The sequence below is a fragment of the Streptomyces sp. NPDC058045 genome (assembly GCF_042885635.1).
Lineage (GTDB): Bacteria > Actinomycetota > Actinomycetes > Streptomycetales > Streptomycetaceae > Streptomyces.
The window spans coordinates 35,990-61,929 of record NZ_JBHVRR010000015.1 but is presented as its reverse complement, the minus strand read 5'-3'; the positions used below and the strand labels follow the sequence as shown (position 1 = coordinate 61,929).

The 25,940-nt window shown below is 72.3% G+C and carries 22 protein-coding genes and 1 pseudogene; 7 read left to right on the top strand and 16 right to left on the bottom strand.

Features of this window, described 5'->3' with window-relative positions:
- Positions 1–26 precede the first annotated feature (26 nt).
- From tilS to dacB, 3 genes are all read right to left on the bottom strand, one after another.
- Positions 27–1,118: a tRNA lysidine(34) synthetase TilS gene (tilS, locus tag ACFVST_RS12315; RefSeq protein WP_390149564.1), complete on the bottom strand. Its 1,092-nt coding sequence runs from the start codon at positions 1,116–1,118 to the stop codon at positions 27–29.
- A 271-nt stretch (positions 1,119–1,389) separates the two neighbouring features.
- On the bottom strand, positions 1,390–2,511 hold the full coding sequence (locus ACFVST_RS12310; RefSeq protein ID WP_390149562.1) for a zinc-dependent metalloprotease: 1,122 nt from the start codon (positions 2,509–2,511) through the stop codon (positions 1,390–1,392).
- A 72-nt stretch (positions 2,512–2,583) separates the two neighbouring features.
- Positions 2,584–4,140: a D-alanyl-D-alanine carboxypeptidase/D-alanyl-D-alanine-endopeptidase gene (dacB, locus tag ACFVST_RS12305; RefSeq protein ID WP_390149560.1), complete on the bottom strand. Its 1,557-nt coding sequence runs from the start codon at positions 4,138–4,140 to the stop codon at positions 2,584–2,586.
- Positions 4,141–4,225: 85 nt separating this feature from the next.
- On the opposite strand from dacB, the gene ACFVST_RS12300 reads away from it, so the two are divergent.
- Positions 4,226–4,717 (top strand): inorganic diphosphatase, encoded by a 492-nt coding sequence (locus tag ACFVST_RS12300; RefSeq protein WP_390149684.1) that lies wholly within the window; start codon positions 4,226–4,228, stop codon positions 4,715–4,717.
- 116 nt (positions 4,718–4,833) lie between these two features.
- Complete coding sequence (locus tag ACFVST_RS12295; protein ID WP_390149558.1) at positions 4,834–6,690, top strand: threonine/serine exporter family protein; 1,857 nt, start codon at positions 4,834–4,836, stop codon at positions 6,688–6,690.
- A 25-nt stretch (positions 6,691–6,715) separates the two neighbouring features.
- Here ACFVST_RS12295 and ACFVST_RS12290 read toward each other — a convergent pair whose 3' ends face one another.
- Positions 6,716–7,927: a DedA family protein gene (locus tag ACFVST_RS12290; RefSeq protein WP_390149556.1), complete on the bottom strand. Its 1,212-nt coding sequence runs from the start codon at positions 7,925–7,927 to the stop codon at positions 6,716–6,718.
- Positions 7,928–8,049: 122 nt separating this feature from the next.
- Complete coding sequence (locus ACFVST_RS12285; RefSeq protein WP_390149554.1) at positions 8,050–8,808, bottom strand: MerR family transcriptional regulator; 759 nt, start codon at positions 8,806–8,808, stop codon at positions 8,050–8,052.
- Between the two features lie 208 nt (positions 8,809–9,016).
- Here ACFVST_RS12285 and ACFVST_RS12280 point away from each other — a divergent pair, with 208 nt between their 5' ends.
- A complete protein-coding gene (locus tag ACFVST_RS12280) occupies positions 9,017–10,441 on the top strand; it encodes a glutamate decarboxylase (protein WP_390149552.1) in 1,425 nt (474 codons plus the stop codon).
- A 17-nt stretch (positions 10,442–10,458) separates the two neighbouring features.
- Here the strand turns inward: ACFVST_RS12280 and ACFVST_RS12275 are convergent, their stop codons facing one another.
- The 4 genes from ACFVST_RS12275 to ACFVST_RS12260 all read right to left on the bottom strand — a co-directional run bounded on the left by ACFVST_RS12275 (position 10,459) and on the right by ACFVST_RS12260 (position 14,226).
- Complete coding sequence (locus ACFVST_RS12275; protein WP_390149550.1) at positions 10,459–11,100, bottom strand: PadR family transcriptional regulator; 642 nt, start codon at positions 11,098–11,100, stop codon at positions 10,459–10,461.
- Positions 11,101–11,121: 21 nt separating this feature from the next.
- Positions 11,122–11,667 (bottom strand): DinB family protein, encoded by a 546-nt coding sequence (locus ACFVST_RS12270; protein ID WP_390149548.1) that lies wholly within the window; start codon positions 11,665–11,667, stop codon positions 11,122–11,124.
- A 117-nt stretch (positions 11,668–11,784) separates the two neighbouring features.
- Positions 11,785–13,242, bottom strand: a complete 1,458-nt coding sequence (locus ACFVST_RS12265; RefSeq protein WP_390149546.1) for an aldehyde dehydrogenase family protein — start codon at positions 13,240–13,242, stop codon at positions 11,785–11,787.
- A 66-nt stretch (positions 13,243–13,308) separates the two neighbouring features.
- Entirely contained in the window at positions 13,309–14,226 is a 918-nt protein-coding gene (locus tag ACFVST_RS12260) for a helix-turn-helix domain-containing protein (protein WP_390149544.1), read from the bottom strand.
- Between the two features lie 294 nt (positions 14,227–14,520).
- On the opposite strand from ACFVST_RS12260, the gene ACFVST_RS12255 reads away from it, so the two are divergent.
- Positions 14,521–15,003, top strand: a complete 483-nt coding sequence (locus ACFVST_RS12255; protein ID WP_390149542.1) for an ATP-binding protein — start codon at positions 14,521–14,523, stop codon at positions 15,001–15,003.
- Positions 15,004–15,065: 62 nt separating this feature from the next.
- On the opposite strand, the gene ACFVST_RS12250 is transcribed toward ACFVST_RS12255, so the two are convergent.
- The 4 genes from ACFVST_RS12250 to ACFVST_RS12235 all read right to left on the bottom strand — a co-directional run bounded on the left by ACFVST_RS12250 (position 15,066) and on the right by ACFVST_RS12235 (position 16,836).
- Positions 15,066–15,275 carry a DUF397 domain-containing protein gene (locus ACFVST_RS12250; protein ID WP_390149540.1) on the bottom strand — a complete coding sequence of 70 codons (210 nt, stop codon included), beginning with the start codon at positions 15,273–15,275 and terminating at the stop codon, positions 15,066–15,068.
- Between the two features lie 94 nt (positions 15,276–15,369).
- On the bottom strand, positions 15,370–15,579 hold the full coding sequence (locus ACFVST_RS12245; RefSeq protein WP_390149538.1) for a DUF397 domain-containing protein: 210 nt from the start codon (positions 15,577–15,579) through the stop codon (positions 15,370–15,372).
- Entirely contained in the window at positions 15,561–16,403 is an 843-nt protein-coding gene (locus tag ACFVST_RS12240; RefSeq protein WP_390149536.1) for a helix-turn-helix domain-containing protein, read from the bottom strand. Before ACFVST_RS12240 ends, ACFVST_RS12245 begins: the two co-directional genes overlap by 19 nt.
- 190 nt (positions 16,404–16,593) lie before the next feature.
- Positions 16,594–16,836, bottom strand: a complete 243-nt coding sequence (locus tag ACFVST_RS12235) for a DUF397 domain-containing protein (RefSeq protein ID WP_390149535.1) — start codon at positions 16,834–16,836, stop codon at positions 16,594–16,596.
- Positions 16,837–17,374: 538 nt separating this feature from the next.
- On the opposite strand from ACFVST_RS12235, the gene ACFVST_RS12230 reads away from it, so the two are divergent.
- Positions 17,375–19,648, top strand: a complete 2,274-nt coding sequence (locus tag ACFVST_RS12230) for an FUSC family protein (RefSeq protein ID WP_390149533.1) — start codon at positions 17,375–17,377, stop codon at positions 19,646–19,648.
- A gap of 365 nt (positions 19,649–20,013) precedes the next feature.
- Here the strand turns inward: ACFVST_RS12230 and ACFVST_RS12225 are convergent.
- Positions 20,014–20,211: pseudogene (locus tag ACFVST_RS12225) on the bottom strand (hypothetical protein); the annotation flags it as partial.
- A 185-nt stretch (positions 20,212–20,396) separates the two neighbouring features.
- Between ACFVST_RS12225 and ACFVST_RS12220 the strand changes: the two are divergent.
- Positions 20,397–22,055, top strand: a complete 1,659-nt coding sequence (locus tag ACFVST_RS12220) for a bifunctional 3'-5' exonuclease/DNA polymerase (protein ID WP_390149531.1) — start codon at positions 20,397–20,399, stop codon at positions 22,053–22,055.
- Between the two features lie 34 nt (positions 22,056–22,089).
- On the opposite strand, the gene ACFVST_RS12215 is transcribed toward ACFVST_RS12220, so the two are convergent.
- Positions 22,090–23,154 carry a methyltransferase gene (locus ACFVST_RS12215; RefSeq protein ID WP_390149529.1) on the bottom strand — a complete coding sequence of 355 codons (1,065 nt, stop codon included), beginning with the start codon at positions 23,152–23,154 and terminating at the stop codon, positions 22,090–22,092.
- Positions 23,155–23,532: 378 nt separating this feature from the next.
- Positions 23,533–24,750, bottom strand: coding sequence for a YeiH family protein (locus tag ACFVST_RS12210; protein WP_390149527.1), 1,218 nt, complete (start codon positions 24,748–24,750; stop codon positions 23,533–23,535).
- 96 nt (positions 24,751–24,846) lie between these two features.
- Here ACFVST_RS12210 and ACFVST_RS12205 point away from each other — a divergent pair, with 96 nt between their 5' ends.
- Positions 24,847–25,848, top strand: a complete 1,002-nt coding sequence (locus ACFVST_RS12205) for a LysR substrate-binding domain-containing protein (protein WP_390149525.1) — start codon at positions 24,847–24,849, stop codon at positions 25,846–25,848.
- Positions 25,849–25,940: the final 92 nt, after the last annotated feature.

The following is a 25,940-nucleotide window of genomic DNA, read 5'->3' as shown; positions in this document are numbered from 1 at the left end:
ACCGCACCGGCCCGCGGGCCGGTGGGTCAGGGGCAGCCTTGCCGGATAACCAGTCTGCCACCCTGCCGCTGAGCGACGACGCGGCCCGGCAGATTGATGGCGCCCTGCCCCCGCCAGCCGGTGATCAGGCGGTCCAACTCCTCGATGTGGCGGGCGAAGAGCGAGCCGGCCGGGGCGCCCGCCTCGATGGCGGCCCGGCGCAGCACCCGGCGGCGTACCGCGGGCGGCAGGTCGTGGAGCTTGTCGCACTCGATACGGCCGGTGGCGTCGCGGACGGTGGCCTGGACGCGCTCGGCCCAGGCGTCCAGCGCGTCCGCGTCGTCGCGGGAGAGGCGGGCGGTGCGGGCGAGGGCCTCCACGACGCCTTTGCCGAGGGCCTTCTCCAGGGCGGGCAAGCCCTCGTGGCGGAGGCGGGAGCGGGTGTAGGTGGGGTCGGCGTTGTGCGGGTCGTCCCAGACGGGGAGGTGCTGGGCGAGGCAGGCGCGGCGGGCGGTCTGCCGGTCGAGCTGGAGGAAGGGCCTGCGGTAGCGGCCGCGGGTGCCGGAGACGGCGGCCATCCCGGAGAGGGAGCGGATGCCGGAGCCGCGGGCGAGCCCGAGGAGCACGGTCTCGGCCTGGTCGTCGCGGGTGTGGCCGAGGAGTACGGCGTGCGCGCCATGGCGTTCGGCGGCGGCGTCCAGTGCGGCGTAGCGGGCGTCGCGGGCGGCGGCCTCGGGGCCGCCGGCGGTGCCGACGGTGACGGCGACGGAGTCGACCGGGCCGAGGCCGAGGGCGGTGAGGCGGGCGGCGACCTCGGCGGCACGGGCGTCGGAGCCGGCCTGGAGGCCGTGATCGACGGTGATGCCGCCGGCGCGGACACCGAGGCGGGGGGCTTCGAAGGCGAGGGCGGAGGCGAGGGCCATGGAGTCGGCCCCGCCGGAGCAGGCGACCAGCACCAGGGGGGCCGGGGGGACGGTGACCGCGGGCGGGGTGGACTGGCTGCGGGGCGCGGGCGGGGCGGCCGCGACGGCAGGCCGCTCGGCCTGGGCGGCGGACTGGATCCGGAGGTCTTGCCGGATGTCGTTGAGTACGTGGCGGACCGCCAGGCGTATCGCCGCGACCGCTGGATGGGGACCCATGGTCCGGTTCCCTTCGTGAAGTTCGGGAGGTGTGCCTCGGTAACTGCCGGTTCCGGGGGTGCGTCACGGTCGGCGCGGGAATTGGGCTCCGCGCCCGACCGAGCAGTCACTCAGAGTGGGTAGATGGTGACAGAACCGAGCTGTTCCCCGAGCATCGCACGCCTACTCCTGGCCCACGGTCCCTCGGACGGGTGATTGGCGGGGCGCGCTTCTGCCAACGGCCGGATCCGATTGTCCGGCGGCGGTGGGACGGGGCGCCCGGACCACCTCCTCAGGAGCGGTGCACCCGGGCCAGCCAGCCGGCCGGGTCGGCGATCTCCGCCTTGGTGGGGAGGGTGTTGGGCGAGGTCCACACGCGGTTGAAGCCGTCCATTCCGGCCTCGTCCACCACGGCGCGGACGAAGCGCTCCCCGTCGCGGTACTGGCGGAGCTTGGCGTCCAGGCCGAGGAGTTTGCGCAGGGCGAGATCGAGCCGGGAGGCCCCGCGGGCCCTGCGCTGCTGGAACTTCTCCCGGATCTCGGAGACGGACGGCACCACATCGGGTCCCACGCCGTCCATCACGAAGTCGGCGTGGCCTTCGAGGAGGGACATCACGGCGGTGAGGCGGGCGAGGATCTCGCGCTGGGCGGGGGTCTGCACCAGCTCCACCAGGGAGCGGCCGCCCTCGTCCTCGCCCTCGGGGCTGCCTCCGACCAGGGACTGGGCGGCCTGCCGGATCCGCTCCAGGAAGGTCGAGGCGTCCACGTCGGTCTCGGCGAGAAACGACTGGATCTCGCCCTCCAGGTGGTCCCGCAGCCAGGGCACGGCGGTGAACTGGGTGCGGTGGGTCTCCTCGTGCAGGCAGACCCAGAGGCGGAAGTCATGTGGTTCCACGTCGAGTTCGCGTTCCACATGGACGATGTTGGGCGCCACCAGGAGGAGCCGTCCGCCGCCGTTCGCGGCGGCCGGAAGCTCGCGGGTGGCGGGCGCGAAGGTCTCGTACTGGCCGAGGACGCGGGAGGAGAGGAAGGAGAGGAGCATTCCGAGCTCGACTCCGGTGACCTTGCCGCCGACGGTGCCGAGGACGGCGCCGCCGGGGCCGCCGCCGCGGCGCTGCTGCATCTTCTCCAGCAGCGGGCCGAGCAGTTCGCGGAAGCCGGCCACATTGGCGCGGACCCAGCCGGGCCGGTCCACCACCAGGACCGGGGTGTCGTGGGCGGCGTCGGTGCCGAGCCGGGTGAAGCCGCGGACATGCCGCTCGGCCTGGGCCGCGTGCCGCCGCAGTTCGGCGACGACGGCTCGGGCCTCGTCCCGGCTCACCTCCGGGCCGGGACGAGCGAGCCGGGTCGCGGTCGCCACCGCGAGATTCCAGTCGACCATCCCTGAAGCTGCAGCACCGCCGATGCTCGTCATGCGTCAACGGTACGTGCTCGGCTCCGCCTGATGCGCCCCCTGCGCGAGGCCGACTGATCCGGAACCGCCGAGTCAGCCGCAGCCGCAGGTGGTGAGGGTGGTGGCGAGGCGGTCCAGGGAGGTCTGGGTGGGGCCGGGGGTGGTGGATCCGGCGGTCATGAAGGCGAAGGCGAGGAGCCGGCCGTCGGCGTCCACCACGGTGCCGGCCAGGGTGTTGACGCCGGTGAGTGTGCCGGTCTTGGCGCGGACCAGGCCGGTGGCGGGGGCTTCCTCGGCGCCGCCGTAGCGGTTCTGGAGGGTGCCGGTGAAGCCGGCGACGGGCAGGCCGGTGAGGACGGAGCGCAGCTCGGGGTGGTCCTTGTCGCCGGCGGTGGCGAGGAGCGAGGTGAGCAGGCCCGCGGTGAGCCGGTCGGCCCGGTCGAGGCCGCTGCCGTCGGCGAAGTGCGCCCCGTTCAGCGGGAGTTGGAGCTTGGCGAGCCGGGCGTGGACGGCGGCGCCGCCACCGGCGAAGTCGGCGGGCTTCCCGGCGGCGAGCGCGGTGTGCCGGGCGAGGTGCTCCGCGATGTCGTTGTCGCTCTGCGTCAGCATCCGCTCCACCAGGGCGGACAGCGGCGGGGAGTGGACGGCGGCGAGCTGCTCGGGCTTGCCGCCCGCGGACGCCGGGGCGGGCCTGCCGCGGGTGCGGACGCCGTGGTCGGCGAGGAGCGCGGCGAAGGTGCGGGCGGTGTCGGCCGCCGGGTCGGTGGAGCGGGGGGCGGGCCCGCCGGTGGAGTCGTCCAGCCGCCCCTCGTCGTGCAGCAGGGCGGTGACCGGGGCGAGGTTCTCGTTGGGGCCGATGCGGTGCTGCTCGGTGCCGGTGTAGAGGCCGGTGTCGTAGCCGAGGCTGATCTCGTCGTGTTTGTCCGCGGCGAGGCGGCGGGCGGTGTCCGCGGCGAGCTTGCGCAGGCTGGCGTTGCCGGCGGCGTCGGGGCGCGCGGTGAGGGTGGGGTCGCCGCCGCCGACGAGGACCACTCGCGGGGTGCCGTGCCCGCCCGGCTGGAGGACGGTGCGGGTGGTGAGGCGGTGGCCGGGGCCGACGGCGGAGAGGGCGGCGACGGCGGTGGCGAGCTTGGTGGTGGAGGCGGGGGTGAGGCTGCGCCCGGCGTCCTCCCCGTAGAGGCGGTGGCCGGTGGCGATGTCGACGACGGCGGCGGCGCGGTGCTCGCCGAGGGAGGCGTCGGCGAGCTGCGGTCCGAGCAGCCGCCGGAGGGAGGCCTCGGTGGGTTCGGTGCCGGTGGCGCGGTGCGTATCGGGGGCGGTGGAACCGAGCGCGGAGAGCACCTCGGGGGCGCTGCGGGCGGGCTGCGGGGTGCCGCCGGGCCGGGGCCGTCCGTGATCTGCGCCACCCCCGGGGGCCCCGGCGGTGGCCCGTCGCGCCTCGGCCGTACGCTGACCGTCGGAGTCCCAGGGGCCGGCGGCGGTGAGCGCGCCGGCCACGACGACCAGGCCGAGCGCGGCGGCACCCGCCGTGACCTGCCAGGTCTTCAGGCTCGCGGGGTGCGCCAGATCCGCGAGCCGCACCACGGGCCGTTTCAGCGGCAGTCGGGCCCACAGCCCGGCACCCGTTTTCGGCTTCGGCAGCTCCGGCACCACAACCAGCCCCTTTCGCGATCATGTACCTGCGTGAGGGACACTTAACCACCAGAAGTATGTGCTGATCATGGAGGAGCCACCGGTGGAGTTCGACGTCACGATCGAGATCCCGAAGGGTTCGCGGAACAAGTACGAGGTGGACCACGAGACCGGTCGCATCCGCCTCGACCGTCGACTCTTCACTTCGACGAGCTACCCCGCGGACTACGGCTTCGTCGAGAACACTCTCGGCGAGGACGGCGACCCGCTGGACGCGCTGGTCATCCTGGAGGAGCCGACCTTCCCCGGTTGTCTCATCACCTGCCGCACCATCGGCATGTTCCGGATGACGGACGAGGCCGGCGGCGACGACAAGCTGCTGTGTGTGCCCGCCTCCGATCCGCGGGTGGAGCATCTGCGCGACATCCACCATGTGTCGGAGTTCGACCGCCTGGAGATCCAGCACTTCTTCGAGGTGTACAAGGACCTGGAGCCCGGCAAGTCCGTGGAGGGCGCGAACTGGGTGGGCCGTACGGAGGCCGAGACGGAGATCGAGCGCTCCTACAAGCGCTTCAAGGAGCAGGGCGGTCACTGACCCCCGGCCCGGACGGGCCGTGCGACCCCTGCCGGGGCGCACGGCCCGTTTCTTTGTGAGTACGCATACTGGGCACAACCAGTGATCGAGTGCCCTCGGGCGCAGAAGGGGCAGAGGTGGGCAGGTCTCAGTCGGGTCCGGAGGACCGCAAGCCGCAGTCGGACGAGGCGCGGAGCGGCCATCCGTCCTCCCCCGGGGACGGCGACGACGCGGAGCGGACTCCGGAGGACGGCGAAACGGGGCGGAAGCCGCAGCGGGGCGGGCCGGGTGAGTCGGCCGGCGCCGCCGGGTCCGCCCCGGCGGAGGACGAATCGCCCTCGGCGGAGGGCGAACCGGCCGAGTCCGAGGGCGAACCGGCCGAGCCCGAGGGCGAGTCGAGTACCACCTCGGAGTTCGCGCTGCCGGAGGGGTTCGCGGCGCCGCCCTCGGAGGAGTCGGTCACCACCTCCGAGTTCGCGCTGCCGGAGGGGTTCGAGGCGCCGTCGGCGGGGGCGGACCAGGAGGGCTCGGCCTTCAGCACCCCGGCGACGTACACCGCGCGCAACGGTCCGCCGGCGTTCACGCCTCCGGGCGGTATCCCCATGGTCAAGTTGACCAAGGAGGCGCCCTGGCAGGACCGGATGCGGACCATGCTGCGGATGCCGGTGGCGGAGCGGCCCGCGCCCGAGCCCGCGCAGGCGCATGACGAGGCGGGGCCCGCGGTGCCCCGGGTGCTCGATCTGACGCTGCGTATCGGGGAGTTGCTGCTGGCCGGGGGCGAGGGCGCGGAGGATGTGGAGGCCGCGATGTTCGCCGTCTGCCGCAGCTACGGGCTGGACCGGTGCGAGCCGACGGTCACCTTCACCCTGCTGTCCGTCTCGCACCAGCCGTCCCTGGTCGACGACCCGGTGACGGCGTCCCGCACGGTGCGCCGCCGCGGTACCGACTACACCCGGCTGGCCGCGGTCTTCCGGCTGGTGGACGACCTGGGCGACCCGGCGGCGGAGATCACCCTGGAGGAGGCGTACCGGCGGCTGGCGGAGATCCGGCGGAACCGGCACCCCTTTCCCGGCTGGGCGCTGACCGCGGCCAACGGTCTGCTGGCGGGCTGCGCCTCGGTCCTGGTCGGCGGTGGTCTGCTGGTGTTCGTGGCGGCCGCGATCGGCGCCGTGCTGGGCGACCGGCTGGCGTGGGTGTGCTCGGGGCGCGGGCTGCCGGAGTTCTACCAGTTCACCGTGGCGGCGATGCCGCCGGCCGCGATCGGGGTGACGCTGACGCTGCTGCACGCGAACGTACCGGCGTCCGCGGTGATCACCGGTGGGCTGTTCGCGCTGCTGCCGGGGCGGGCCCTGGTGGCGGGCGCGCAGGATGGGCTGACCGGCTACTACATCACCGCCGCGGCCCGGCTGCTGGAGGTCATGTACCTCTTCATCGGCATCGTGACCGGGGTGCTGCTGGTGCTGTACTTCGGGGTGCGGTTCGGGGCGAGCCTCAATCCGGACGTGGCGCTGGTGGTGGTGGAGCGGCCGTACTGGCAGACGCTGGCCTCGATGGGGCTGGCGCTGGCCTTCGCGGTGCTGCTCCAGCAGGAGCGCTCCACCCTGCTCGCGGTGACCCTCAACGGCGGTGTGGCCTGGGTGATCTACGGGGCGATGCGCTTCGCGGGCGAGCTGTCGCCGGTGGCCTCCACGGCGGTCGCGGCGGGCACGGTCGGTATGTTCGGCCAGCTCTTCTCGCGGTACCGCTTCGCCTCCGCGCTGCCGTACATCACGGCGGCGATCGGGCCGCTGCTGCCCGGTTCCGCGACGTACTTCGGTCTGCTGGGCTTCGCGCAGAACGACGTGGTGGCGGGGCTGGTGTCGCTCACCAAGGCGGCAGCGCTGGCGCTGGCCATCGCGATCGGGGTGAACCTCGGTTCGGAGATCTCCCGGATGCTGATCCGGGTGCCGGGCGCCGCGAACCGCCGGGCGGCGAAGCGGACCCGCGGCTTCTGACCGGGCGATGCAGCCGCCGCGGCAGCTATCGCGCCCAGGGGTCCTGGCCGCCGTACTGCTGCTGCCCGCCGTGCCCGCCCTGCGGGTCCTGCCCGGGGTACGGCTGCGGCGGGTACTGCTGCCCCTGCCCGCCCGCCTGCTGCGGATAGGGCTCGCCCTGGTACTGCGGCGCGCCCTGGTACGGCGCGCTCTGGTGCTGCTGCGGGTACGGCTCGGGCTGGTACTGCTGCGCGCCGTGGTGGCCACCGTCGTGGTGACCGCCGCCGTACTGCTGCCCGCCGCCGTACTGCTGGCCGCCGCCGTACTGGTCCCCGCCGTACTGCCCGCCCGCGTACTGGTTCCCCGCGTACTGGTCGCCGCCATAGTGGCCGCCGCCGTAGTGGTCGCCGCCGTGCTGCTGGGGGCCGCCGTACTGGTCGCCGCCCGGGTGGCCGCCGTGGCCGGAGGGGTCCTGGTAGCCGGGCTGGTCGCGGTAGCCGGAGGGGTCGTGGTGGCCGGGCTGCTGCTGGTGGCCCGGGTGGTTTCCGTAGTCCGGGGAGGCCTGGTGGCTCTCGTGGCGCTGGGGGTCCGCGGGGGCCGGGTCGGCGGGCTGGGCGGGGGTGGAGGCGGCCTCGCGCTTGGACTTGCCGCGGGCGCGGAGGAACTCGATGGCGATCGGCAGCACCGAGATCAGCACGATCAGGATCAGCATCGCCTCGATGTTGTTCCGTACGAAGCTGTGCCGCCCGAGCCAGGCGCCGAGCAGGGTGACGCCCGCGCCCCAGAGCACCCCGCCGATCACGTTGAAGGTGATGAAGGAGCGGTACCGCATCCCGCTGACGCCCGCGATGATCGGCGTGAACGTCCGCACCACCGGCACGAACCGGGCCAGTACGAGGGACTTCGGGCCGTGCTTCTCGAAGAACTCGTGGGCCTTGGTGACGTTCTCCTGCTTGAACAGGCGGGAGTCCGGCCGGTTGAAGAGGGACGGGCCGACCTTCTTGCCGAAGAGGTATCCGGCCTGGTCGCCGAGGACCGCGGCGACGCAGATCAGCGCGATGACCGCCCACAGCGGGAAGTCCAACTGGCCGGTGGTGATCAGCAGGCCGGTGGTGAAGAGGAGCGAGTCCCCCGGCAGGAAGAAGCCGATCAGCAGGCCCGACTCGGCGAAGACGATCAACAGCAGGCCGTAGATCCCGAACTGGTTGAGCAGGTAGTCGGGGTCGAGCCAGCTCGGTCCGAGCGCAAGCGTCGTCACGGTTCCGGGCTCCTGAGGGGTGGTGGCGGGGCGGTACGCGGTTGGCGTGCGCCGACAAACTATCAACGCGGAGCGACGTTCCCCGGTTCCGCTCCGCCCCATCCCCTCTGCGGGAGCACGCCCTACCGGTGTCTGGCCGAGTTCGCGGCGATGGCGTCCCGTTGGAAGCGGGCGAGGCCGGGGCGCGCCTTGTCGATGTTGCGGGTGAAGCGCTCGTCGGTGACGTACATCTCGGCGACGCAGGCGTGCATCTCGTGGGAGCAGGTGTAGTGGCTGCGGTCCATCCACCGGCGGTGCTCCTCGGCGAGGTCCATCGCCTCGGTGGAGTCCGGGGCGGTTCCGGCGTCCAGCAGGGCGATGAAGCGCCGGTTCAGCTCCTCGGCCTCGGCCTGGATCCGCTGCCAGTCCGCCTTGGTGTACGAGGCGGCCCGGCGCTGCGACTCGCGGTAGGCCTCGGTGTCGCCCCAGCGCTGCTCGACCTCCTCGGCGTACTGCTCCGGGTCGTGCTCCCCGAAGACCTCGAAGCGTTCCTCGGGGGTGAGGTTGATGCCCATCTTCCGTGCCTCCATGGCGGTTTCGACGGCGGCGGCCATGCGCTGCAAGCGCTCGATGCGGTCGGTGAGCAGCGCGTGCTGGCGGCGCAGGTGTTCGCGCGGATCGGTGCCGGGGTCGTCCAGCAGGGCCGCCACCTGGTCCAGGGGGAAGCCCAGTTCCCGGTAGAAGAGGATCTGCTGGAGCCGGTCGAGGTCGCGGTCCTCGTAGCGGCGGTGGCCGGCGTGGCTGCGGCCGCTCGGTACCAGGAGCCCGATCTGGTCGTAGTGGTGCAGGGTGCGCACCGTGATCCCGGCGGATGCGGCGACCCGGCCCACGGTCCAGCTCATGGCGCCCGCCTCTCTCGTGTTGCTTCGGCCTGCGGTCCAGCGTGCCCCCTCACGTCGCGTGAGGTGCAAGCGCGGACGGCGGGCGGGATCGGCGGACGGCACCGGAGAGGCGTTATGCCCGCTTTCTCCGTATCGTCGCCAGGGGGTTCAGGCGGTGGGAACGCTCCGGGGAGCTCCGCCGCACACCGTCACCGCGAGGAGGTCCGCCGTGCCGCTGCACTACGGCCCCAAGAAGGAGAAGGGCCGGCGGCTGCCGGTCAACCCGATGCACGGCGTGGCCAACCCCACGGCCGGCATGATCGAGGCGCCGCCCAAGGACCGGCTGGGCCAGAATCCGATCGCTCCCGACACCGCGTACCGGCTGGTGCACGACGAGTTGATGCTGGACGGGAACGCGCGGCTCAATCTGGCCACCTTCGTCACCACCTGGATGGAGCCGGAGGCGACGGTGCTGCTGGGCGAGTGCCGCGACAAGAACATGATCGACAAGGACGAGTACCCGCGCACCGCCGAGCTGGAGCGGCGGTGTGTGTCCATGCTGGCCGACCTCTGGCACGCGCCCGACCCCTCGACGGCCGTGGGCTGCTCGACGACCGGTTCCAGTGAGGCCTGCATGTTGGCCGGGATGGCGCTCAAACGGCGCTGGATGCGGCGCAACCAGGACCGCTACCCGTCCGCCGGCGCCCGGCCCAATCTGGTGATGGGCATCAATGTGCAGGTCTGCTGGGAGAAGTTCTGCAACTTCTGGGAGGTGGAGCCGCGGCAGGTGCCCATGGAGGGCGACCGCTTCCACCTCGACCCGGAGGCGGCGGCCGAGCTGTGCGACGAGAACACCATCGGCGTGATCACCGTGCTCGGCTCCACCTTCGACGGCTCCTACGAACCGGTCGCCGAGGTGTGCGCGGCACTGGACACACTCCAGGAGCGGACCGGACTCGACATCCCGGTCCATGTGGACGGCGCCTCCGGCGCGATGGTCGCGCCCTTCATCGACCAGGACCTGGTGTGGGACTTCCGGCTGCCGCGGGTCTCCTCCATCAACACCTCCGGGCACAAGTACGGCCTGGTCTACCCGGGCGTCGGCTGGGCGCTGTGGCGGTCACCGGCCGAACTCCCCGAGGAGCTGGTCTTCCGGGTCAACTACCTGGGCGGCGAGATGCCGACCTTCGCCGTCAACTTCTCCCGCCCCGGGGCGCAGGTGGTGGCGCAGTACTACTCGTTCCTGCGGCTGGGGCGGGAGGGGTACCGGGAGGTGCAGCAGGCCACCCGGGACGTGGCGCGTGAACTGGCCGAGCGGATCGAGGCGTTCGGGGACTTCCGGATGCTGACCCGGGGCGAGGAGCTGCCCGTCCTCGCCTTCACCACCGAACCGGCGTCCGGCGGCGGCACCCCGCCGTTCGACGTCTTCGACGTGTCGCGGCGGCTGCGGGAGCACGGGTGGCTGGTGCCCGCGTACACCTTCCCGGCGCACCGGGAGGATCTGGCGGTCCTGCGGATCGTGTGCCGCAACGGCTTCTCCAGCGATCTGGGCGATCTGCTGCTGGACGACCTGGCCCGGCTGCTCCCCCAACTCCGCGCCCAGCCCCGCTCCGCGGTACTCGACCGGGACTCGGCCACGGGCTTCCACCACTGAGGCGCCCGGGGGTACGGCTACCGGTCGTCGTCCGGATGGTGCTCGCCGGTGGCGTACGGGTTGGGGCGGCCCTCCGGCAGGACGCCGACGAAGGGCTCGCCCTCCCCGGCGAAGACATACGCGCCGCTCTCGATCCGGGCGACCAGGCCGCGGGTCCACTCGGCGCCGGCGTCCGCGGAGTGCACCCAGAAGTGCATGATCTCGCCGATATGGCCGAGCGGCCCCGGCCCCTCCTCGGGCGTGTAGTGCTCGGTGACGGAGGTGCGCCAGGCCTCGATCCGGCGGACGCGTTCGGCGAGCAGGTCCAGGACCTCGGCGCGGGGCAGGTCCACCATGAAGCCGAGGGCGGCGGCGAGCACATCGGGCTTCTGGTCGTGTCCGGTGAGCGAGTCCCGCAGCAGCGCGAGGTACGCCCCGGCGCCCTCGGCCGTCAGCTCGTACTCGGTGCGGGGCGGGCCGCCCGCGGTGGAGGGGCCGGTGTCGTGGGCGTACAACAGCCCTTGTTTCGCCATCTGTTTGAGGGCGTGGTAGATCGAACCCGGCCGGGCGGCCGACCACTCGTGGGCGCCCCAGAACTCCAGATCGCTGCGGACCTGGTAGCCGTGCGCCCGGCCGTGCTGACGTACGGCACCGAGAACGAGCAGGCGGATCGCGGACATGCGCCCACCCTAGGGTGCGCCTCAGCCCGCGTCGGCCGCGGCCTTGGCTACGAGCTCGAAGGCGGTGGCGCCGTCCAGGGATTCACGGATGATGTCGGCGTGCCCCGCGTGCCGGGCGGTCTCCTCCACCAGGTGCATCAGCAGCCAACGCATCGACACCCGGCCCTCCTTGGGGAACCACGGCGCCTCGGGCAGCGGGAAGGTGTCGTCCAGGCTGTCCAGGGAACGGGCGAACTCCTCGGTCTGGGCGGCGACTTCGGCGTAGAAACCCAGCATCCCGGGGACCGTCTCGTCGCCGACGAGGCGGAAGCTCTCGGGCCAGTTCTCCTGGGTGCGGGCCTTCTCGTTGGGCTGCTGCTGGGCCATCCGCAGCCAGTTCAACTCGGTCTCGGCGACATGCTTGAGCAGTCCGCCCAGGCTGAGCTCACTGGCACTGGGCCGACTCGCGGCCTGCTCCTCACTCAGCCCGAGCACCGACCGCCGCAGCGCACCGCGCTGAGCCTCGACGAACGCGAGCAGCGCCCCGCACTCGTCGCCGGCAGCCTCGGAGGGAACGTGGGTGACCATGACGAACCGCCTTCAGGTGGTGGGACCGGGGAACGACCCGCGCCGTTCCCCTTCGACACCACCGACACTAGGACCCAATGAGGCCAGATCCTGACCTCATTGCGGCCCCTGTTCGGGTCAGAACGGGAACCCGCTGCGCCCGTGTTGGATGGAGATCCACTTGGTGGTGGTGAAGGCCTCTACCGTTGCGTCGCCGTTGAGGCGGCCGGTGCCGGAGTTCTTCTCGCCGCCGAAGGGGACCAGGGGCTCGTCGTGCACGGTGGAGTCGTTGACGTGCATCATCGCGGTGTCGATGCGGCGGGCGAAGGCCACTCCGCGTTCGATGTTCCCGGTGTGCACCGCGCCGCTCAGTCCGTACGGGGTGTCGTTGGCGATCCGGACGGCCTCGTCGTCGCCGTCGAAGGGGATGATGACGGCGACCGGGCCGAAGATCTCCTGCTTGAGGAGCGGGGAGTCGTCGGGCAGGCCCGCGAGCACGCTGGGCTCGACCAGATTTCCGGTGGCGCGGCCGTGCACCAGTGCGGTGGCGCCCTCGGCGAGGGCCTGGTCCACGATCTGGGTGGCGGCGTCCGCCTGCGAGGCGCTGATCAGCGGGCCGATCACGGTCTCCGGGTCGGCCGGGTCGCCCACCTTGAGGCCGCGCACCTTGGCGGTGAACTTCTCGGTGAACTCCCGCTCCACGGCACGGTCCACGAGGATCCGGTTGGCCGCCATGCAGACCTGGCCCTGGTGGACGTAGCGGCTGAAGACGGCGGCGTCCACCGCGTAGTCGATGTCGGCGTCGTCGAGGACGGTGAGGGCGCTGTTGCCGCCGAGTTCGAGTACCGCGTGCTTGAACTGGGAGGCGCAGACGGTGGCGACGTGCCGGCCGACGCGGTCGGAGCCGGTGAAGGAGATGACCTTGGGCACCGGGTGGGTGAGGAAGACATCGCCGATCTCGGCTATGTCGGTGACCACCACATTGAGCAGACCGGGCGGCAGCCCCGCCTCCTCGAAGACCTTGGCGACCAGGGTGCCGCCGCAGACCGGGGTGTTCTGGTGCGGCTTGAGCACCACGCCGTTGCCCAGCGAGAGCGCGGGCGCCACCGACTTCATCGACAGCAGGAAGGGGAAGTTGAACGGGCTGATGACACCGATCACGCCGACCGGGACCCGGTGGACGCGGTTCTCCTTGCCGTCGATCGGCGAGGGCAGCAGCCGGCCCTCGGGGCGCAGCGCCAGATGGATGGCGTCCCGCAGGAACTCCTTCACCAGGTGGAGTTCGAACCCGGCCTTGGTGCGGGTGCCGCCCAGCTCCGCGGTGATCGCCGCGGCGATCTCCTCCTCGCGGTCCTCGACGACCCGCAGCGCCCGCTCGAACACCAGCCGCCTGCTGTACGGGTTGACGGCGGCCCACTCCCGCTGGGCGCGCTCGGCGGCGCGGTAGGCCTGGTCGACCTCGTCGGCGGTGGCCACCGTGATCGAGGCGAGCTTCTCCCCGTCGTAGGGGTTGAAGTCGATGATGTCCCAGGAGCCGCTGCCCGGACGCCAGGCGCCGTCGATGTACTGCTGGTCCAGGTCTGTGAAGAACGACATGTCATCCCTTACGGCAGTCGGCGGCGGGCAGAAGAGAGCCTGATGCCACGTCATCGTACTTGCGTACTAGGTGAGTTGGCGTAGACCTCTCAGAAGATCGCGGCTCTCCTCGGGGCCCGGCGCGGCCTCGGTCAGTTGGGCCATGGCGCGCTCGTACTGCTCGACCTCCTCGCGTTTGTCGAGGTAGAGGGCGCTGGTGAGCTGCTCCAGGTACACCACGTCGGAGAGGTCGGACTCGGGGAAGCTGAGCAGGGCGAAGGCGCCGGACTCGCCCGCGTGCCCGCCGTAGCTGAACGGCATCACCCGGAGGGTGACGTTGGACTGCTCGGAGATCTCGATGAGGTGCTGGAGCTGGCCGCGCATCACCTCCCGGTCGCCGTAGGGCCGGCGCAACGCGGCCTCGTCCAGGACGAGATGGAGGTGCGGGGCGTGCTCGGCGACGAGGATCTTCTGCCGGGCCAGCCGCAGCGCGACCCGACGCTCGATCTCGTCCTCGGCCAGCCCGCTGGTGCCGCGGACGACCACCGCGTGCGCGTAGGCCTCGGTCTGCACCAGTCCGTGCACGAACTGCACTTCGTACGCCCGGATTTGGGAGGCGGCGGCCTCCAGTCCCACATAGGTCTGGAACCAGCCGGGAAGCACATCGGAGTAGCTGTGCCACCAACCGGCCACATTGGCCTCCTTGGCGAGCGAGAGCAGCGCCCCGCGCTCCCCTTCGTCGGTGACGCCGTACAGGGTCAACAGGTCTTCCACGTCACGGGTCTTGAAGCTGACCCGGCCCAACTCCATCCGGCTGATCTTCGATTCGGAGGCGCGGATCGAGTACCCCGCGGCCTCTCTGGTGATGCCTCCGCCCTCGCGCAGCCTCCGCAGTTGGGAGCCGAGCAGGATGCGTCGCACGACCGATCCTCCTTTGGGGCCGGAGCCCGACGGCTGCGGGTAGCCCCAACTCTGCCCCGCCCCGCCTGCTTCGCCTGCGGTCACTTCGTCGACCCTCCCTGGCACCTTCCGGAACGGCCTGACACGTTCCGAAAACGGCAGTGTGCCACTAAAACGCTCCACCCCGTAGGCGGTCGGTTACGGAAACAGAGAATATGCGCAGAGGTTGTACGCGCAAGGCAAAGAAATAGTCGGTGGAAACCGGTGCAGAAATTGACAATACAGGCGCGTGCACGTGCATCTGCCCTTGCATCTGCCCTAGGCATTCGGAACCATGGTCGGCGCACCACCGCAGCACCGCAGTAGCGCTACGGACGCGAATCACGGGAGTGCCTTCGCATGGGGACGAATGGATCGGCCATGCTTGTCGAGCCGTCGAGGCGGGGGCTTCCCCCGATCGACCCCTCGGCGGTCTCCAGGTCCGCCTCCTGCGCCCTCTCCGCCCGCTATGAAGCGGTGCGCGAGGCAAGGAAGTTCAGCGGCGGCACCCTCGACGAGTGGGGCCTCGCGGACCACTGCGACGACATCGGCCTGGTGGTCTCCGAACTCGTCACCAACGCCCTGCGGCACGCGCTCCCTTCGGACGTCCCGCGTCCCGCCGCCCCTCCGGTCCGGCTGCATCTGCTGCACTGGGCGAGCCGGCTGGTGTGTGCGGTACGCGACCCCAGTACGGACAGCCCGATCGCCTGCGAGGTGGACGACTTCGCGGCGGAGTCCGGCCGCGGCCTCTTCCTGGTGGACTCCCTCAGCCAGAGCTGGGGCTGGCACCCGCTCCCCAACTCCCAGCCCGGCAAGGTGGTTTGGGCCGTCTTCGGAGTGTGACGCACACCAGGAAGGCCCCCGCCAGGCGACAGGGGCCGATTACCGGGATGACGCGGGGGCGGTCAGCCGGTGAACCGTCCACCCTTGACCGCACCCACGAACGACGACCACGTGGCGTTGCCGAAGACGAGCGCGGGGCTCTGCGGGGTCTTGCTGTCACGGACCGGCACGACAGCGGGGAAGCCGTCGGCAACCTCGATGCAGGCGCCACCGTCCGCGTTGCTGTACGAACTCTTACGCCACGAGGCGGCGCTCAGGTCGATGGATCGCATGGTGTGCTCCTCCAAGGTCTGACAGCGAACGTCCGCGGCACCGCCCCGAGTTGGGGGGTACCGCGGACCGAACAGGACTGCGCTGTTCCTCGACTCAGCCGGTGAACCGTCCACCCTTGACCGCACCCACGAACGACGTCCAGGTGGCGTTGTCGAAGACGAGCGCGGGGCTCTGCGGGGTCTTGCTGTCACGGACGGGGACGACAGCGGGGAAGCCGTCGGCAACCTCGACGCAGGCGCCACCGTCCGTGTTGCTGTACGAGCTCTTACGCCACGAGGCGGCGCTCAGGTCGATGGATCGCACTTCGCTTCCTCCAACATCTTCGTGATCAACTTCCGTGACGCGGCCGGGGATTGAGCCAGGTCGCGCATCGAATCGTATCTGAGCTGGAGTCGCTCGACAGCGGCCGATTCCTCGATCAGTTCACCGCGGATGTCGTTCTCCGTGTATGCCACCGTACGACCATCGACGAGGCGCAGGAACCACACGTCGGTGTTCATCAGACTGTGCAGTCCGGTGCCTTGCGCCAGCACCTGAAGGGTGATGTTCGGGCGCTCGGATGCCTGCACAAGGTATTCAAGCTGCCCTCGCCATGCCTGAGCGTCGCGCAGCGGCTCACGCAATACCGCCTCGGGCAGGATCGCGCGGAACGCCGGGCCGTCGTCCCCGGCCAGCACCTCATGTCGGCTCATGCGGGCCTCAACCTGCTGCTTCAGCTCCTCGCCCCTGGTGCCTCCGGCGGAGATGGCTTCGTACGCGTACTCCTCCGTTTGAAGCAGGCCGGGGATGATGCTCGGCGAGTACTGCCACAAGCTCACCGCCTCCGCCTCAAGTGACATGTACCGGCGATACTGCTCGCGGAACTGGGTGGGGTCGCCGAGGGCGAGTTCCCACAGGGTGAGCAGGAGGCTGCCGGTGCCGTAGTGCTGGTCGAGCGCCTGCACCACCTCGGGGCCGCCGAGGGTCTGGCCGCTCTCCATCTTGCTGAACAACGACCAGTCCCAGCCCAGCACTTCACCGAGTCTGCGAAGACTGTCGCCCTTCCGCGCGCGGAGTGACCGAAGCTCCTCGACGAACCGTTGGCGCGGTTCCTGGCTCCGTCCGGTGACCACCCGTCTCGGCGGCATGGTGTGCTCCTCCGTGGAAGGTGTGGAACTACCGCGGTACGGCCGGTGAATTACGGCCCGGCGCGGTGTCCGTTCCCTGATCCGGGGCCGTGTGCGTAGCGCCCGGAACACTCACGGTAGTCCAACTCGCCCAGGTCAGGCGGGGGTTCGGACAATGAGCGGAAAGCTGTCGGGATGACCTGACGGCTGGTCAGGCCCCGGCGACCAGGTGGTCGAACTCGCCGTCCTTGACGCCCAGCAGCATCGCTTCTATCTCGGCGCGCGTGTAGACCAGGGCCGGTCCGTCGGGGAAGCGCGAGTTGCGTACCGCGACCCCGCCGCCGGGCAGCTTCGCGAACTCCACGCAGGAGCCCTGCGAGTTGCTGTGCCGGCTCTTCTGCCAAGCCGCTTCGCGCAGTTCCGTGGCGGCCATGCCGTTGTAGACGTGGTGCACAGGTCGCTCCCGGTGGTGCTGTGGCCAGTGAGGTCGGTGATGCGGCGGTGGTGAAGCCGAGGTGGTGCGGTGGCGAGGTGACTGGTGACGCGATGGCTTGATGCAGTGGTCAACTACGCCGGATCATAACTGCCGTTCAGTTACTGCTGCATGAGCGGATGCATGTGTCCATGCACAAGCAGATGCACGTGCACGGGGGGTGTTCCCACGGTTACAGCGGGGCCGTGCGCCGCGCGCTCCGCCCACCGCACCGAGAGCGGACGACTCCGGAACGTGACCGTCCGGAGCTCCGCACCCAACCGGCTGCCCGGTGCGGACGCATCCGCAGAGTCAGACGTACGAGCAGGCATTCCTGTTCCGTTTCCGTTCCGTCCGCTGTTCCCTTCCGCGGCCCTCCTCTGCCCACGGTGCTCACGGTGCGTATTGCCGGACGGGCGGCGGATACTCCTCCCCGGTTGCTCCGCAGTCGTCCGCTGGCCTGCTTTGGCCTGCTCGGGGCGGCCCTGGCGTGGCTGGTCACCGCCCGTATCCTGTGCAGGTGACCTGGCTTCGAGCGCTGAAGGAGACGGCCCGCTCGGGGCTGACGATCGAACGGAAAAGGCTTGAACCGCTCATCGCGCTCCGCGGTGCCGCGGGGCTCGCCCTGGTGGTCTCGTTCAGCCTGTGGGCGTTCGGACCGGCCGTCGCCGCGGGTTCCGCTTTCGGCGCTTTCCAGGCGGCGATCGCCACCTTCCAGCGGAGTTGGCGCCCGCGGCCCGAACTCGCCCTGGCCTCCGGCACCAGCCTCGCCCTGTCCACGTTCCTCGGCTATGTCACCGCCTCCCACCCGCTGCTCTTCCTGCTGCTGCTGGTGGCGTGGACCTTCCTCGCCGGGATGGCCTGGGCGGCCGGACCCACCGTCGGCCTGATCGCCTCCTCCAATGTGGCGATCATGCTGGTGACGGTGACGCTGCCGACCTCGGTCGCGGGGGCCGCGGGGCACGCCGCGATGATGGTGGTCGGCGGCCTGGTGCAGGCCGCCCTCGTCCTCCTCTTCCCGGTACGGCCCTGGGGCGCGCACCGGGACGCCCTCGCCGACGCCCTCACCGCGGAGGCCGGCTACGCGCGCCGGCTGTGCCACGAGGCGACCGCCGCCTTCGACCCGCAGCCGCTGATGGAGGCGCGGAACGCGGCCTCGCTGACGGAGCGCCAGGCCCGCCGCCGCCCCACCGAACTCAGCGGCACCCGCGGCCTCGCCGAACGCATTCGGCCGGTGCTGGCCTCACTGGCGGACCCGGCGGTCGGCGCCCCCGCCGAGGGGCCGCAGCGGGAGCGGGTGCGGGAACTGCTGACCGCGGCCGGCTCGGTGCTGGACGCGGCGGCACTGGCCATCCGCCGTGGCCGGCCGGTGGAGTTGGAGCCCGCGGCGGTCTCCGTACTGAGCACCCCGGACACCGAGGCGCTGCTCACCGGGCCGGCCCGGCGGGCGGCCAAGCGGCTCGCGGTGCTGCTGCACGATGTGGTGGAGGCGGCGGGCGGCACCTCCGGCCCGAGCGGCCTCCCCATCCGCGAGGCCGCCCCCGAACGCTCCGCCGACTCCGGCCCGCCCGACGAACCCCCCGTCCCCCGCCGCCCCTCGGGTGCCCGGCGTGCTCCCCGGCCGCGGTCCGGGGTGCCACTGCGGCGGCCGGGGCTGCTGCAACTGCTGCCGGTCGCGCTCGCCGCCATGCGCGGGGAACTGCGGCCCGGCTCCCCGATCCTGCGGCACGCGGTACGGGTCTCCGCGGTCGCCGCCGCCGGGTACCTGATCGGCACCGCACTCCCCCTCGGCCACGGCTACTGGGCGCCGATGGCGGGCGTGATGGTGATGCGGCCCGACTTCTCGCAGACGTACTCGCGTGCGGTGGCGCGCTTCGCGGGCACCCTCGTCGGGGTGGCCCTGGCGACGGGGGTGGTGCGGCTGGCGTCGCCCGGGACCTATCTCGCCGGGCTGCTCGCCGTGGTGTCCGCCTGCCTGATGTATCTGCTGCTGCGCACCGGGCAGATGGCGGCGCAGGCCTGTATCGGCGCCTATGTCGTCTTCCTGCTCGGCATGGGCGGCGAGCAGTGGACCCAGACGGTGCCGGAGCGGGTCCTGCTGACCCTGCTCGGCGGGGTGCTCGCGGTCTCCGCGTACGCGGTCTACCCGGCGTGGGAGACGCCGCGGCTGCGGGCCAGGCTCGCCGACTGGCTGAGTACCGGCGGCCGTTACGCCGCCGCCGTCACCGCCCACTACGCGGCGCCCGGCGACCGGGACCGGGCCGAGGTGCGGGAGGCGCTGCTCACCGCCCGGGACGCCAGGATCGCCTGGCGGGAGGCCAAGGCCCGCGCCACCGCGGAACCGGTACGGCACCGCGGCAACCTCACCCCCGAGGCCGCCGACGCCGCGGGGCAGGCGCTGGCCCAACTCGGCCGGGTGGCCATGCTGATGGAGGCGCATCTGCCGGACGCCTCCCAGCCGCCGCTGCCCTGGGCGGCGGACCTGTCGCAGGCGCTGCGGGTCTCCACCGAGCGCGGCGCCCGCGCGGTACGGGAGCGCCGGGTGCCGGACTGGGCGCCGGTGCGGGCCGTACTGGAGGAGTGGGAGGCGCATGAGGCGACCGGGGCTCCGGCCGGGGCGCACCTCGCGCTGCCCGCCGAGACGGTGGGCGGCCCAGCCGTGCCGGAGGCGTCCGCGGACCAGGGCCGGAGGCAGGCCGACGAGCAGTTGGTACGGAGTTCGGCGCGGCTGCTGCTGGCCCGGCTGGACGACTTCTCCGAGGCACTCGGCGGCCCCGGGCAACCCGTCAAGTAGGGCACCCGGGGCCGGAGTCGGTCAGCCCGCCGCCGAGTCGGTCAGGGGGTGGGCAGGGCGGGGGTCGGGAGGTCCGGGGGAGCGGTGATACCGGGGGGCATCTTGCCGGATTCGGACTTGGTGTAGGTCTCCTCGCCCTTGCCGTCCCAGGCGACCTTCAGGGTGTCGCCCTCGACCGACTTCACCCGGCCGGTGCCGCGGGGGTTGTCCGAGGGGCCCGCGCCGTTGGCGCAGTCGAGGTCGATCACTCCGGCCTTGACGGTTCCGCTGCACGCCGTACCGGCGGCGAGGAAGCTGGCCTGGCCGTCGGAGATGACCAGGACGACGGCCTTGCCGCCCTCGTTGGCGAGCCAACTGCCGTCCACATCGCCCGTGACGGCCTGGTCGCCGTCGGCGGGCTTGTCGGCACCGGGAGACTCGGCGGCACCGGCCGAGGAACCGCCCGCGGGCTTGTCCTTGTCCTCGGAGTCGCCCCCGTCACTGCTGCACCCGCTGAGCAGGAGCGCGGCGGCGAGTCCTGCCACCGCCGCGCCGGTTCTGGCGCGCTTGAGCATTGAGGTCATGTCGTCCCCCTGGTGATGCCTGGTGCGTGGACGCCGGATCGTCCCGGCGTGTCGGTCAACGAAAGCTACCAGCAGGAAGGGGACGTTCCGCTCCCGGTGGCCCAACAGCGGTCTGTAATACGGGAGTTGGGGGGACTGGATTGCCGGCGCCGGGCGCTGTCAGTGCCGGGTGGCAGACTCGCGGCATGGGCACCCGATGGGCGGTCTTTCCCACCGAGGGCACCGGCGCCGACCTGGTCCCCCTCGGTGACGACGCGCTGCCCGCGGGGCCATCGGTGCGCGAACCGGACCTGGTGGCCGCGGTCGCCGCCCGCCCCGAGGCCACCCGCTGGGTCTGGCGCTCCACCCCCGCGGTCTACCCCAGGCTGCTCGCCGCGGGCCTCCGGGTGGACCGCGCCTACGACATCGAGGCCGCCGAAGCCCTGCTGCTGGGGCACGAGGGCCGCCTCGGCGCCCCGCGCTCGGCGGCCGCCGCCTGGGCCCGGCTGCACGGCCTGCCCGTACCGCCCGATCCGCCGACGCGGGCCGCGGAGCCCGGCGCCCAGTCCTCCCTCTTCGACCCGGCCCCGCCGCCCGTCCAGCCCGAGGCCCTGCTCGATGTGTACGCCGAGCAGCAGCGGCGGCACGGGGCGACGGCCGCGCCGGGGCGGATGCGGCTGCTGACGGCGGCCGAGTCGGCGGGGATGCTGATCGCCGCCGAGATGCAGGCGCACGGCCTGCCGTGGAGCGCCCGGGTGCACCGGGAGCTGCTGGCGGAGCTGCTCGGCGAGCGGTACGCGGGCGGCGGGGAGCCGCGGCGTCTGGCCGAGTTGGCGGAGGAGGTGTCCGCCGCCTTCGGCCGCCGCGTCCGCCCCGACCTCCCGGCGGATGTGGTGCGCGCCTTCGCCGGGGCCGGAATCCGCGTCCGGTCCACCCGCCGCTGGGAGTTGGAGTCGGTGGCGCATCCCGCGGTCGCCCCGCTGCTGGAGTACAAGCGGCTGTACCGGATCTGGGTGGCGCACGGCTGGTCCTGGTTGCAGGACTGGGTGCGGGAGGGCCGCTTCCGCCCCGAGTTCCTGCCCGGCGGCACCGCCTCGGGGCGCTGGGTCACCCACGGCGGCGGGGCCTTGCAGATCCCGCGGGTGCTGCGGCGTGCGGTGGTCGCCGGGCCGGGGCGCCGGCTGGTCGTCGCCGACGCGGACCAACTGGAGCCGCGGGTGCTCGCCGCCCTGTCCCGCGATCCGGGCCTGATGGAGGTCGCCGCCCGGCCCGAGGACCTGTACCAGGCGGTGTCCGAGCGGGCGTTCGCCGGTGACCGCGAGCAGGCCAAGCTGGCGGTGCTCGGCGCGATATACGGGCAGACCTCGGGCGACGGGCTGAAGCATCTGGCCGCCCTGCGCCGCCGCTTCCCGCAGGCCGTGGCCTATGTGGACGAGGCGGCGCGGGCCGGTGAGGAGGGACGGCTGGTGCGCACCTGGCTCGGCCGCACCTGCCCGCCGTCCGGCACCCCGGGGGAGGCCGAGGAGGCGGGGCTGCCGCAGGAGGAGGAGCCGTCACCCGCCGGGGGCAGCGGCGCCCGCGCCCGCGGCCGCTTCACCCGGAACTTCGTGGTCCAGGGCAGCGCCGCGGACTGGGCCCTGCTGCTGCTCGCCGCGCTCCGCCGCAGGTGCGCTCCGCTCGCCGCCGAGCTGGTCTTCTTCCAGCACGACGAGGTCATCGTGGAGTGCCCCACGGAGGAGGTCCCGGCCGTCACCGCCGCCATCCATGAGGCCGCCGCCGAGGCGACCGGCCTGGTCTTCGGCCCGATCCCGGTCCGTTTCCCGTTCACGGTGGCGGCGGTGGAGTGCTATGCGGACGCCAAGTGACTTGAGGCGGGGGTGAGTTGGGTCGCCGGCCGGGTCACTGCGGGGCGGGTGCCGCGTGGATGAGGGAGACGCCGAAGGCCGGGAGCTGCTCGACCACGGGGTGGGCGAAGTCCGCCTGCCGGAGCAGTGCGGCGAAGTCGGCCGCCGTCCGCTCCTTGCCGCCGAAGTTGACCAGCATATTGAGATCGTTGAGATACGAGCCGACCAACTCCGGTGCCACATGCGGCGGCAGCACGTTCTCCACGATCAGCAGCCGGCCCTTCTCCGGGACCGACTCCCGCACGTTGCGCAGCAGCTTGAGGCAGTGCTCGTCGTCCCAGTTGTGCAGTACGCCCTTGAGGACGTAGAGGTCGCCCTCGGCGATCGAGACGAAGAAGTCGTCGGGAGCCGCGGTGAAGCGTTCCTGGACACCGGCGTCGCGCATGTTCTGCGGGGTCTGGACGAGTGCGCCGGGCAGGTCCTGGACGACGCCGCGGACCTCGGGATAGCGCTGGAGCACGGCGGCGAGCAGGGTGCCGTCACCGCCGCCGAGGTCGACCACGGTGCCGAAGCCGCCGAAGTCGAAGCCCTCGGCCACCATCGCCGCGGTGGCCGCGGAGGACTCGCCCATGGCGGCGTTGAAGCTGGCCGCCTCCTCGGGCTGCTTCTCCAGGTAGTCGAAGTAGTCCTGGCCGAAGACCTTCGGGAAGACGGCCTCACCGGTGCGTACCGCGTCGTCCAGGCTCTCCAGGGAGCGCACCATCGACGGCTCGGTGAAGGCCTTCGCCAGGGACGAAAGGGAGCCGGGCCGACTGGAGTCGAGCATCTGCCCGGCCGGGGTGACCTTGAAGAGCGTGGTCTCCTCGACCAGCCCGAGACCGGCCATCGCCCGCAGCAGCCGCAGGGTGGCCTCACGGTCCGTGGCGCAGCCGGCGGCCACCTCCTCCACGGTCGCCACACCGTCCCCGATCGTCTCCACCACTCCCAGCCGGGCCGCGGCCCCGAGGGTGTGCGCGGACAGGGCTCCGAAGATGTACTGGACCAGCGAGGCGACGTCCTTCGGGTCCGGTACCGCACCCGCCGGAGGCCCCGCCTGGTTCGCTTCCGTGTCCGTGGTCATGTCCTGAATACCCCCTCCTGTGACCGTCGGCCCCACACCGACGGCTACCGGCAAACAGAAGTGAACCGGTAGTGCGTAAGCAGCGTTCCGGTGTTCATCATGAGGCCTGCGAACCAGAGGCCAAAACCTCTGGAGGAAACTGGAATTGGTGCTTCAGAGAATTCTGGGAGTTCGGCAGGAATTCCGCGGGAAAATGACCGGAGGATTTAGCGGGCACCCATGGACTCATCCGAAAAGCCGTGCCTGACCTGCTATTTCCCCCTTGCCTGACGATAGGGAGCGCGGCTTCCGGCCACGGCCGAGGAACGGCTGCAGAACGGCTGCAGAACGGCTGCGGACTTCGCGGCTCGGGCGCGGACTTCGCGGCTCGGGCGCGGCTCAGGTGGTCAGCAGGACGCCCGCGTAACTGGCCGAGGCGACGACGAGCCAGGCGGCGAGGCCGAGGGCGGCGGTGCGGGCGCCGGAGCGGGTGAGGCTCGGCAGATGCACCGCGCTGCCCAGCCCGAAGAGGGCCGCGGCGAGCAGGAGTTCCTGTGCGGTGTCCGCCGCGTCCAGCAGTCCGGCGGCCGGTGCGAGAGTGCTGCGCAGGACCACCATGGCGAGGAAGCCGAGCACGAAGAGCGGGACCAGCGGGGGCCGCCGCACCCCGGCCTGTGCCGCACCCGCCACCGTGGTCCCGCCCTCGGTGGCCGCCCGGCGGGTGGCGCGGCGGTGGGCCAGGGAGACTCCGGCCACCAGCGGCGCCAGCATCGCCACCCGGATCAGCTTGACCAGTACCGCCTCGTTCAGCGCGGCCCCGCCCGCGGTCTGCGCGGTGGCCACCACCTGCCCCACATCGTGCACCCCGGCCCCCACCCACCGTCCGAAACCCACCGGGTCCAGCCCCAACGGGCCGCGCAGCAGCGGCAGTACGGCGATGGCGAGGGTGCCGCAGAGGGTGACCAGGGCGACGGAGGTCGCCACATCCGCGGCATGACCGCCGCCGTCCGCTCCCCCGCCCCGGGCACCGGAATCACCGGAATCACCGTCCCTACCGGCCTCGTCCTCCCGGCCGAGTACGCCGCTGACCGCGCCGATCGCCGAGGCGCCGCAGATGGCGTAGCCGGTGGCGATGAGCAGCGGCTGATCTCCGGGCAGGCCCATCCGGCCGCCCAGCCACCAGGTGCCGAAGAAGGTGGCCACCACCACGCCCAGCACCATCGCCACCGTCACCCAGCCGAGGCCCAGCACATCGCCGAGGCTGAGTCTGAGGCCGAGCAGTACGATGCCAAGCCGCATCAGCCGCTTGCCCGCGGTGGTCAGGCCCGGCCGGGCGGCGCCCGTCACCAGGCCCCGGACGCCGGGGAGATGGGCGGCGGCGATCCCCAGGACGACGGCGGCGGTCAACGCCGGAACGGCGGGCAGCAGGACGTGCACCGACTCGGCCAGCGCCACTCCGACCGCGGCCAGCGCCAGCCCGTACCCGCTCCGCCGCAGCCCCCGCCCACTTCGCCGCAGCGCGCTCCCGGCCCGGCCGAGGACGCCCCGGTCGCCGCCGGTCGCTTCCGCCGCGGGGTGGGACGAAGCCTGTCGGGCGGTACTCGTCTCCGAGGTCATGATCACCAGGCTCCCGGGGTTCCGTCACCGCCGGTAGACAGCAGGTGATGACCAGGTCATAGAGTTCCCCTATGGGTCATCCCCTAGGCTGTCCCCATGGACAGAGCGGCGGCAGCCGGACCAGGCGGACCAGCCGGTGACGGGCGCCGCGGGCGCCCGGCCGAGCACCGCGGCCGGGGCGAGAGCACCGGTGAGGGCTCCGGGCGGCCGCTGCCCGATCTGCACGCCCTGGAGCTGCTGGTCGCCGTCGCGGAGACGGGCAGTCTGGGCCGGGCGGCGGCCCGCCTGCGGATCAGCCAGCCCTCGGCGAGCGCCCGGATGCGCACCCTGGAACGCCGCCTCGGCCTGCATCTGCTGGACCGTTCCACCTCGGGCTCCCGGCTGACCGCGGCCGGCGCCGTGGTCACCGACTGGGCCCGGTCGGTGCTGGCCGAGGCCTCGGCCCTGGTGGAGGGCGCGGCCGCACTGCGCTCCCGGCAGGAGCACCGGTTGCAGGTGGCGGCCAGCCTCACCGTCGCCGAGGAGCTGGTGCCGGGCTGGCTGGTCACCCTGCGCGAGCGGGCCCCGGAGGCGCATGTGGGGCTGACCGTCACCAACAGCTGGGGGGTCGTCGAGGCGCTGCGGCGCGGCGAGTGCGATCTGGGTTTTGTGGAGGGGCCGCGGGTCCCGGACGATCTGCACCGGTCCGCGGTGGGCCGGGACCGGCTCGCCATCGTCGTCGCCCCCGGCCACCCGTGGTCCCGCCGCCGCACCCCGCTCTCCGGACAGGAGCTGGCCGACACCCCGCTCCTGGTACGGGAACCGGGCTCGGGCACCCGGGAGACCCTGGAGAAGGCGCTGCGCCGGTACGACGGAATCGCGGTGCCGGTACTGGAGTTGGGCTCGACCGCACCGCTGCGCAGCGCCGCCGCCCGCGGGGTGGCGCCCGCGGTGCTCTCCGCGCTGGCCGTACGGGAGGACCTGGAGGGGCACCGGCTGGTGGAGGTGCCGGTCGATCCGGCGGTGGCGCTGCACCGCACCCTGCACGCGGTCTGGCCCAAGGGCCGCGAACTCCCGGAGCCCGCACTCCACTTGCTCCGCGCCGCCCGCAACCGCTGACCGGCACCCGGACCGGCTGGCGTCATTGACACCCCTCCCGGCCGTTGCTTCCATGCGGAATCGACCTAGGCCGCATCCGGTCCGAGGCTGGA

Excerpts from the sequence above, each read along its gene's own strand:
- tilS (WP_390149564.1), bottom strand. The coding sequence starts at position 1,118 with ATGGGTCCCCATCCAGCGGTCGCGGCGATACGCCTGGCGGTCCGCCAC.
- ACFVST_RS12265 (WP_390149546.1), bottom strand. The coding sequence starts at position 13,242 with ATGTCGTTCTTCACAGACCTGGACCAGCAGTACATCGACGGCGCCTGG.
- ACFVST_RS12310 (WP_390149562.1), bottom strand. The coding sequence starts at position 2,511 with ATGACGAGCATCGGCGGTGCTGCAGCTTCAGGGATGGTCGACTGGAAT.
- ACFVST_RS12210 (WP_390149527.1), bottom strand. The coding sequence starts at position 24,750 with ATGACCTCGGAGACGAGTACCGCCCGACAGGCTTCGTCCCACCCCGCG.
- ACFVST_RS12270 (WP_390149548.1), bottom strand. The coding sequence starts at position 11,667 with ATGGTCACCCACGTTCCCTCCGAGGCTGCCGGCGACGAGTGCGGGGCG.
- ACFVST_RS12240 (WP_390149536.1), bottom strand. The coding sequence starts at position 16,403 with ATGCCGCCGAGACGGGTGGTCACCGGACGGAGCCAGGAACCGCGCCAA.
- ACFVST_RS12250 (WP_390149540.1), bottom strand. The coding sequence starts at position 15,275 with ATGCGATCCATCGACCTGAGCGCCGCCTCGTGGCGTAAGAGTTCGTAC.
- ACFVST_RS12220 (WP_390149531.1), top strand. The coding sequence starts at position 20,397 with ATGGGCACCCGATGGGCGGTCTTTCCCACCGAGGGCACCGGCGCCGAC.
- ACFVST_RS12275 (WP_390149550.1), bottom strand. The coding sequence starts at position 11,100 with ATGTCCGCGATCCGCCTGCTCGTTCTCGGTGCCGTACGTCAGCACGGC.
- ACFVST_RS12215 (WP_390149529.1), bottom strand. The coding sequence starts at position 23,154 with ATGACCACGGACACGGAAGCGAACCAGGCGGGGCCTCCGGCGGGTGCG.
- ACFVST_RS12205 (WP_390149525.1), top strand. The coding sequence starts at position 24,847 with ATGGACAGAGCGGCGGCAGCCGGACCAGGCGGACCAGCCGGTGACGGG.
- ACFVST_RS12255 (WP_390149542.1), top strand. The coding sequence starts at position 14,521 with ATGGGGACGAATGGATCGGCCATGCTTGTCGAGCCGTCGAGGCGGGGG.
- ACFVST_RS12285 (WP_390149554.1), bottom strand. The coding sequence starts at position 8,808 with ATGAGCTGGACCGTGGGCCGGGTCGCCGCATCCGCCGGGATCACGGTG.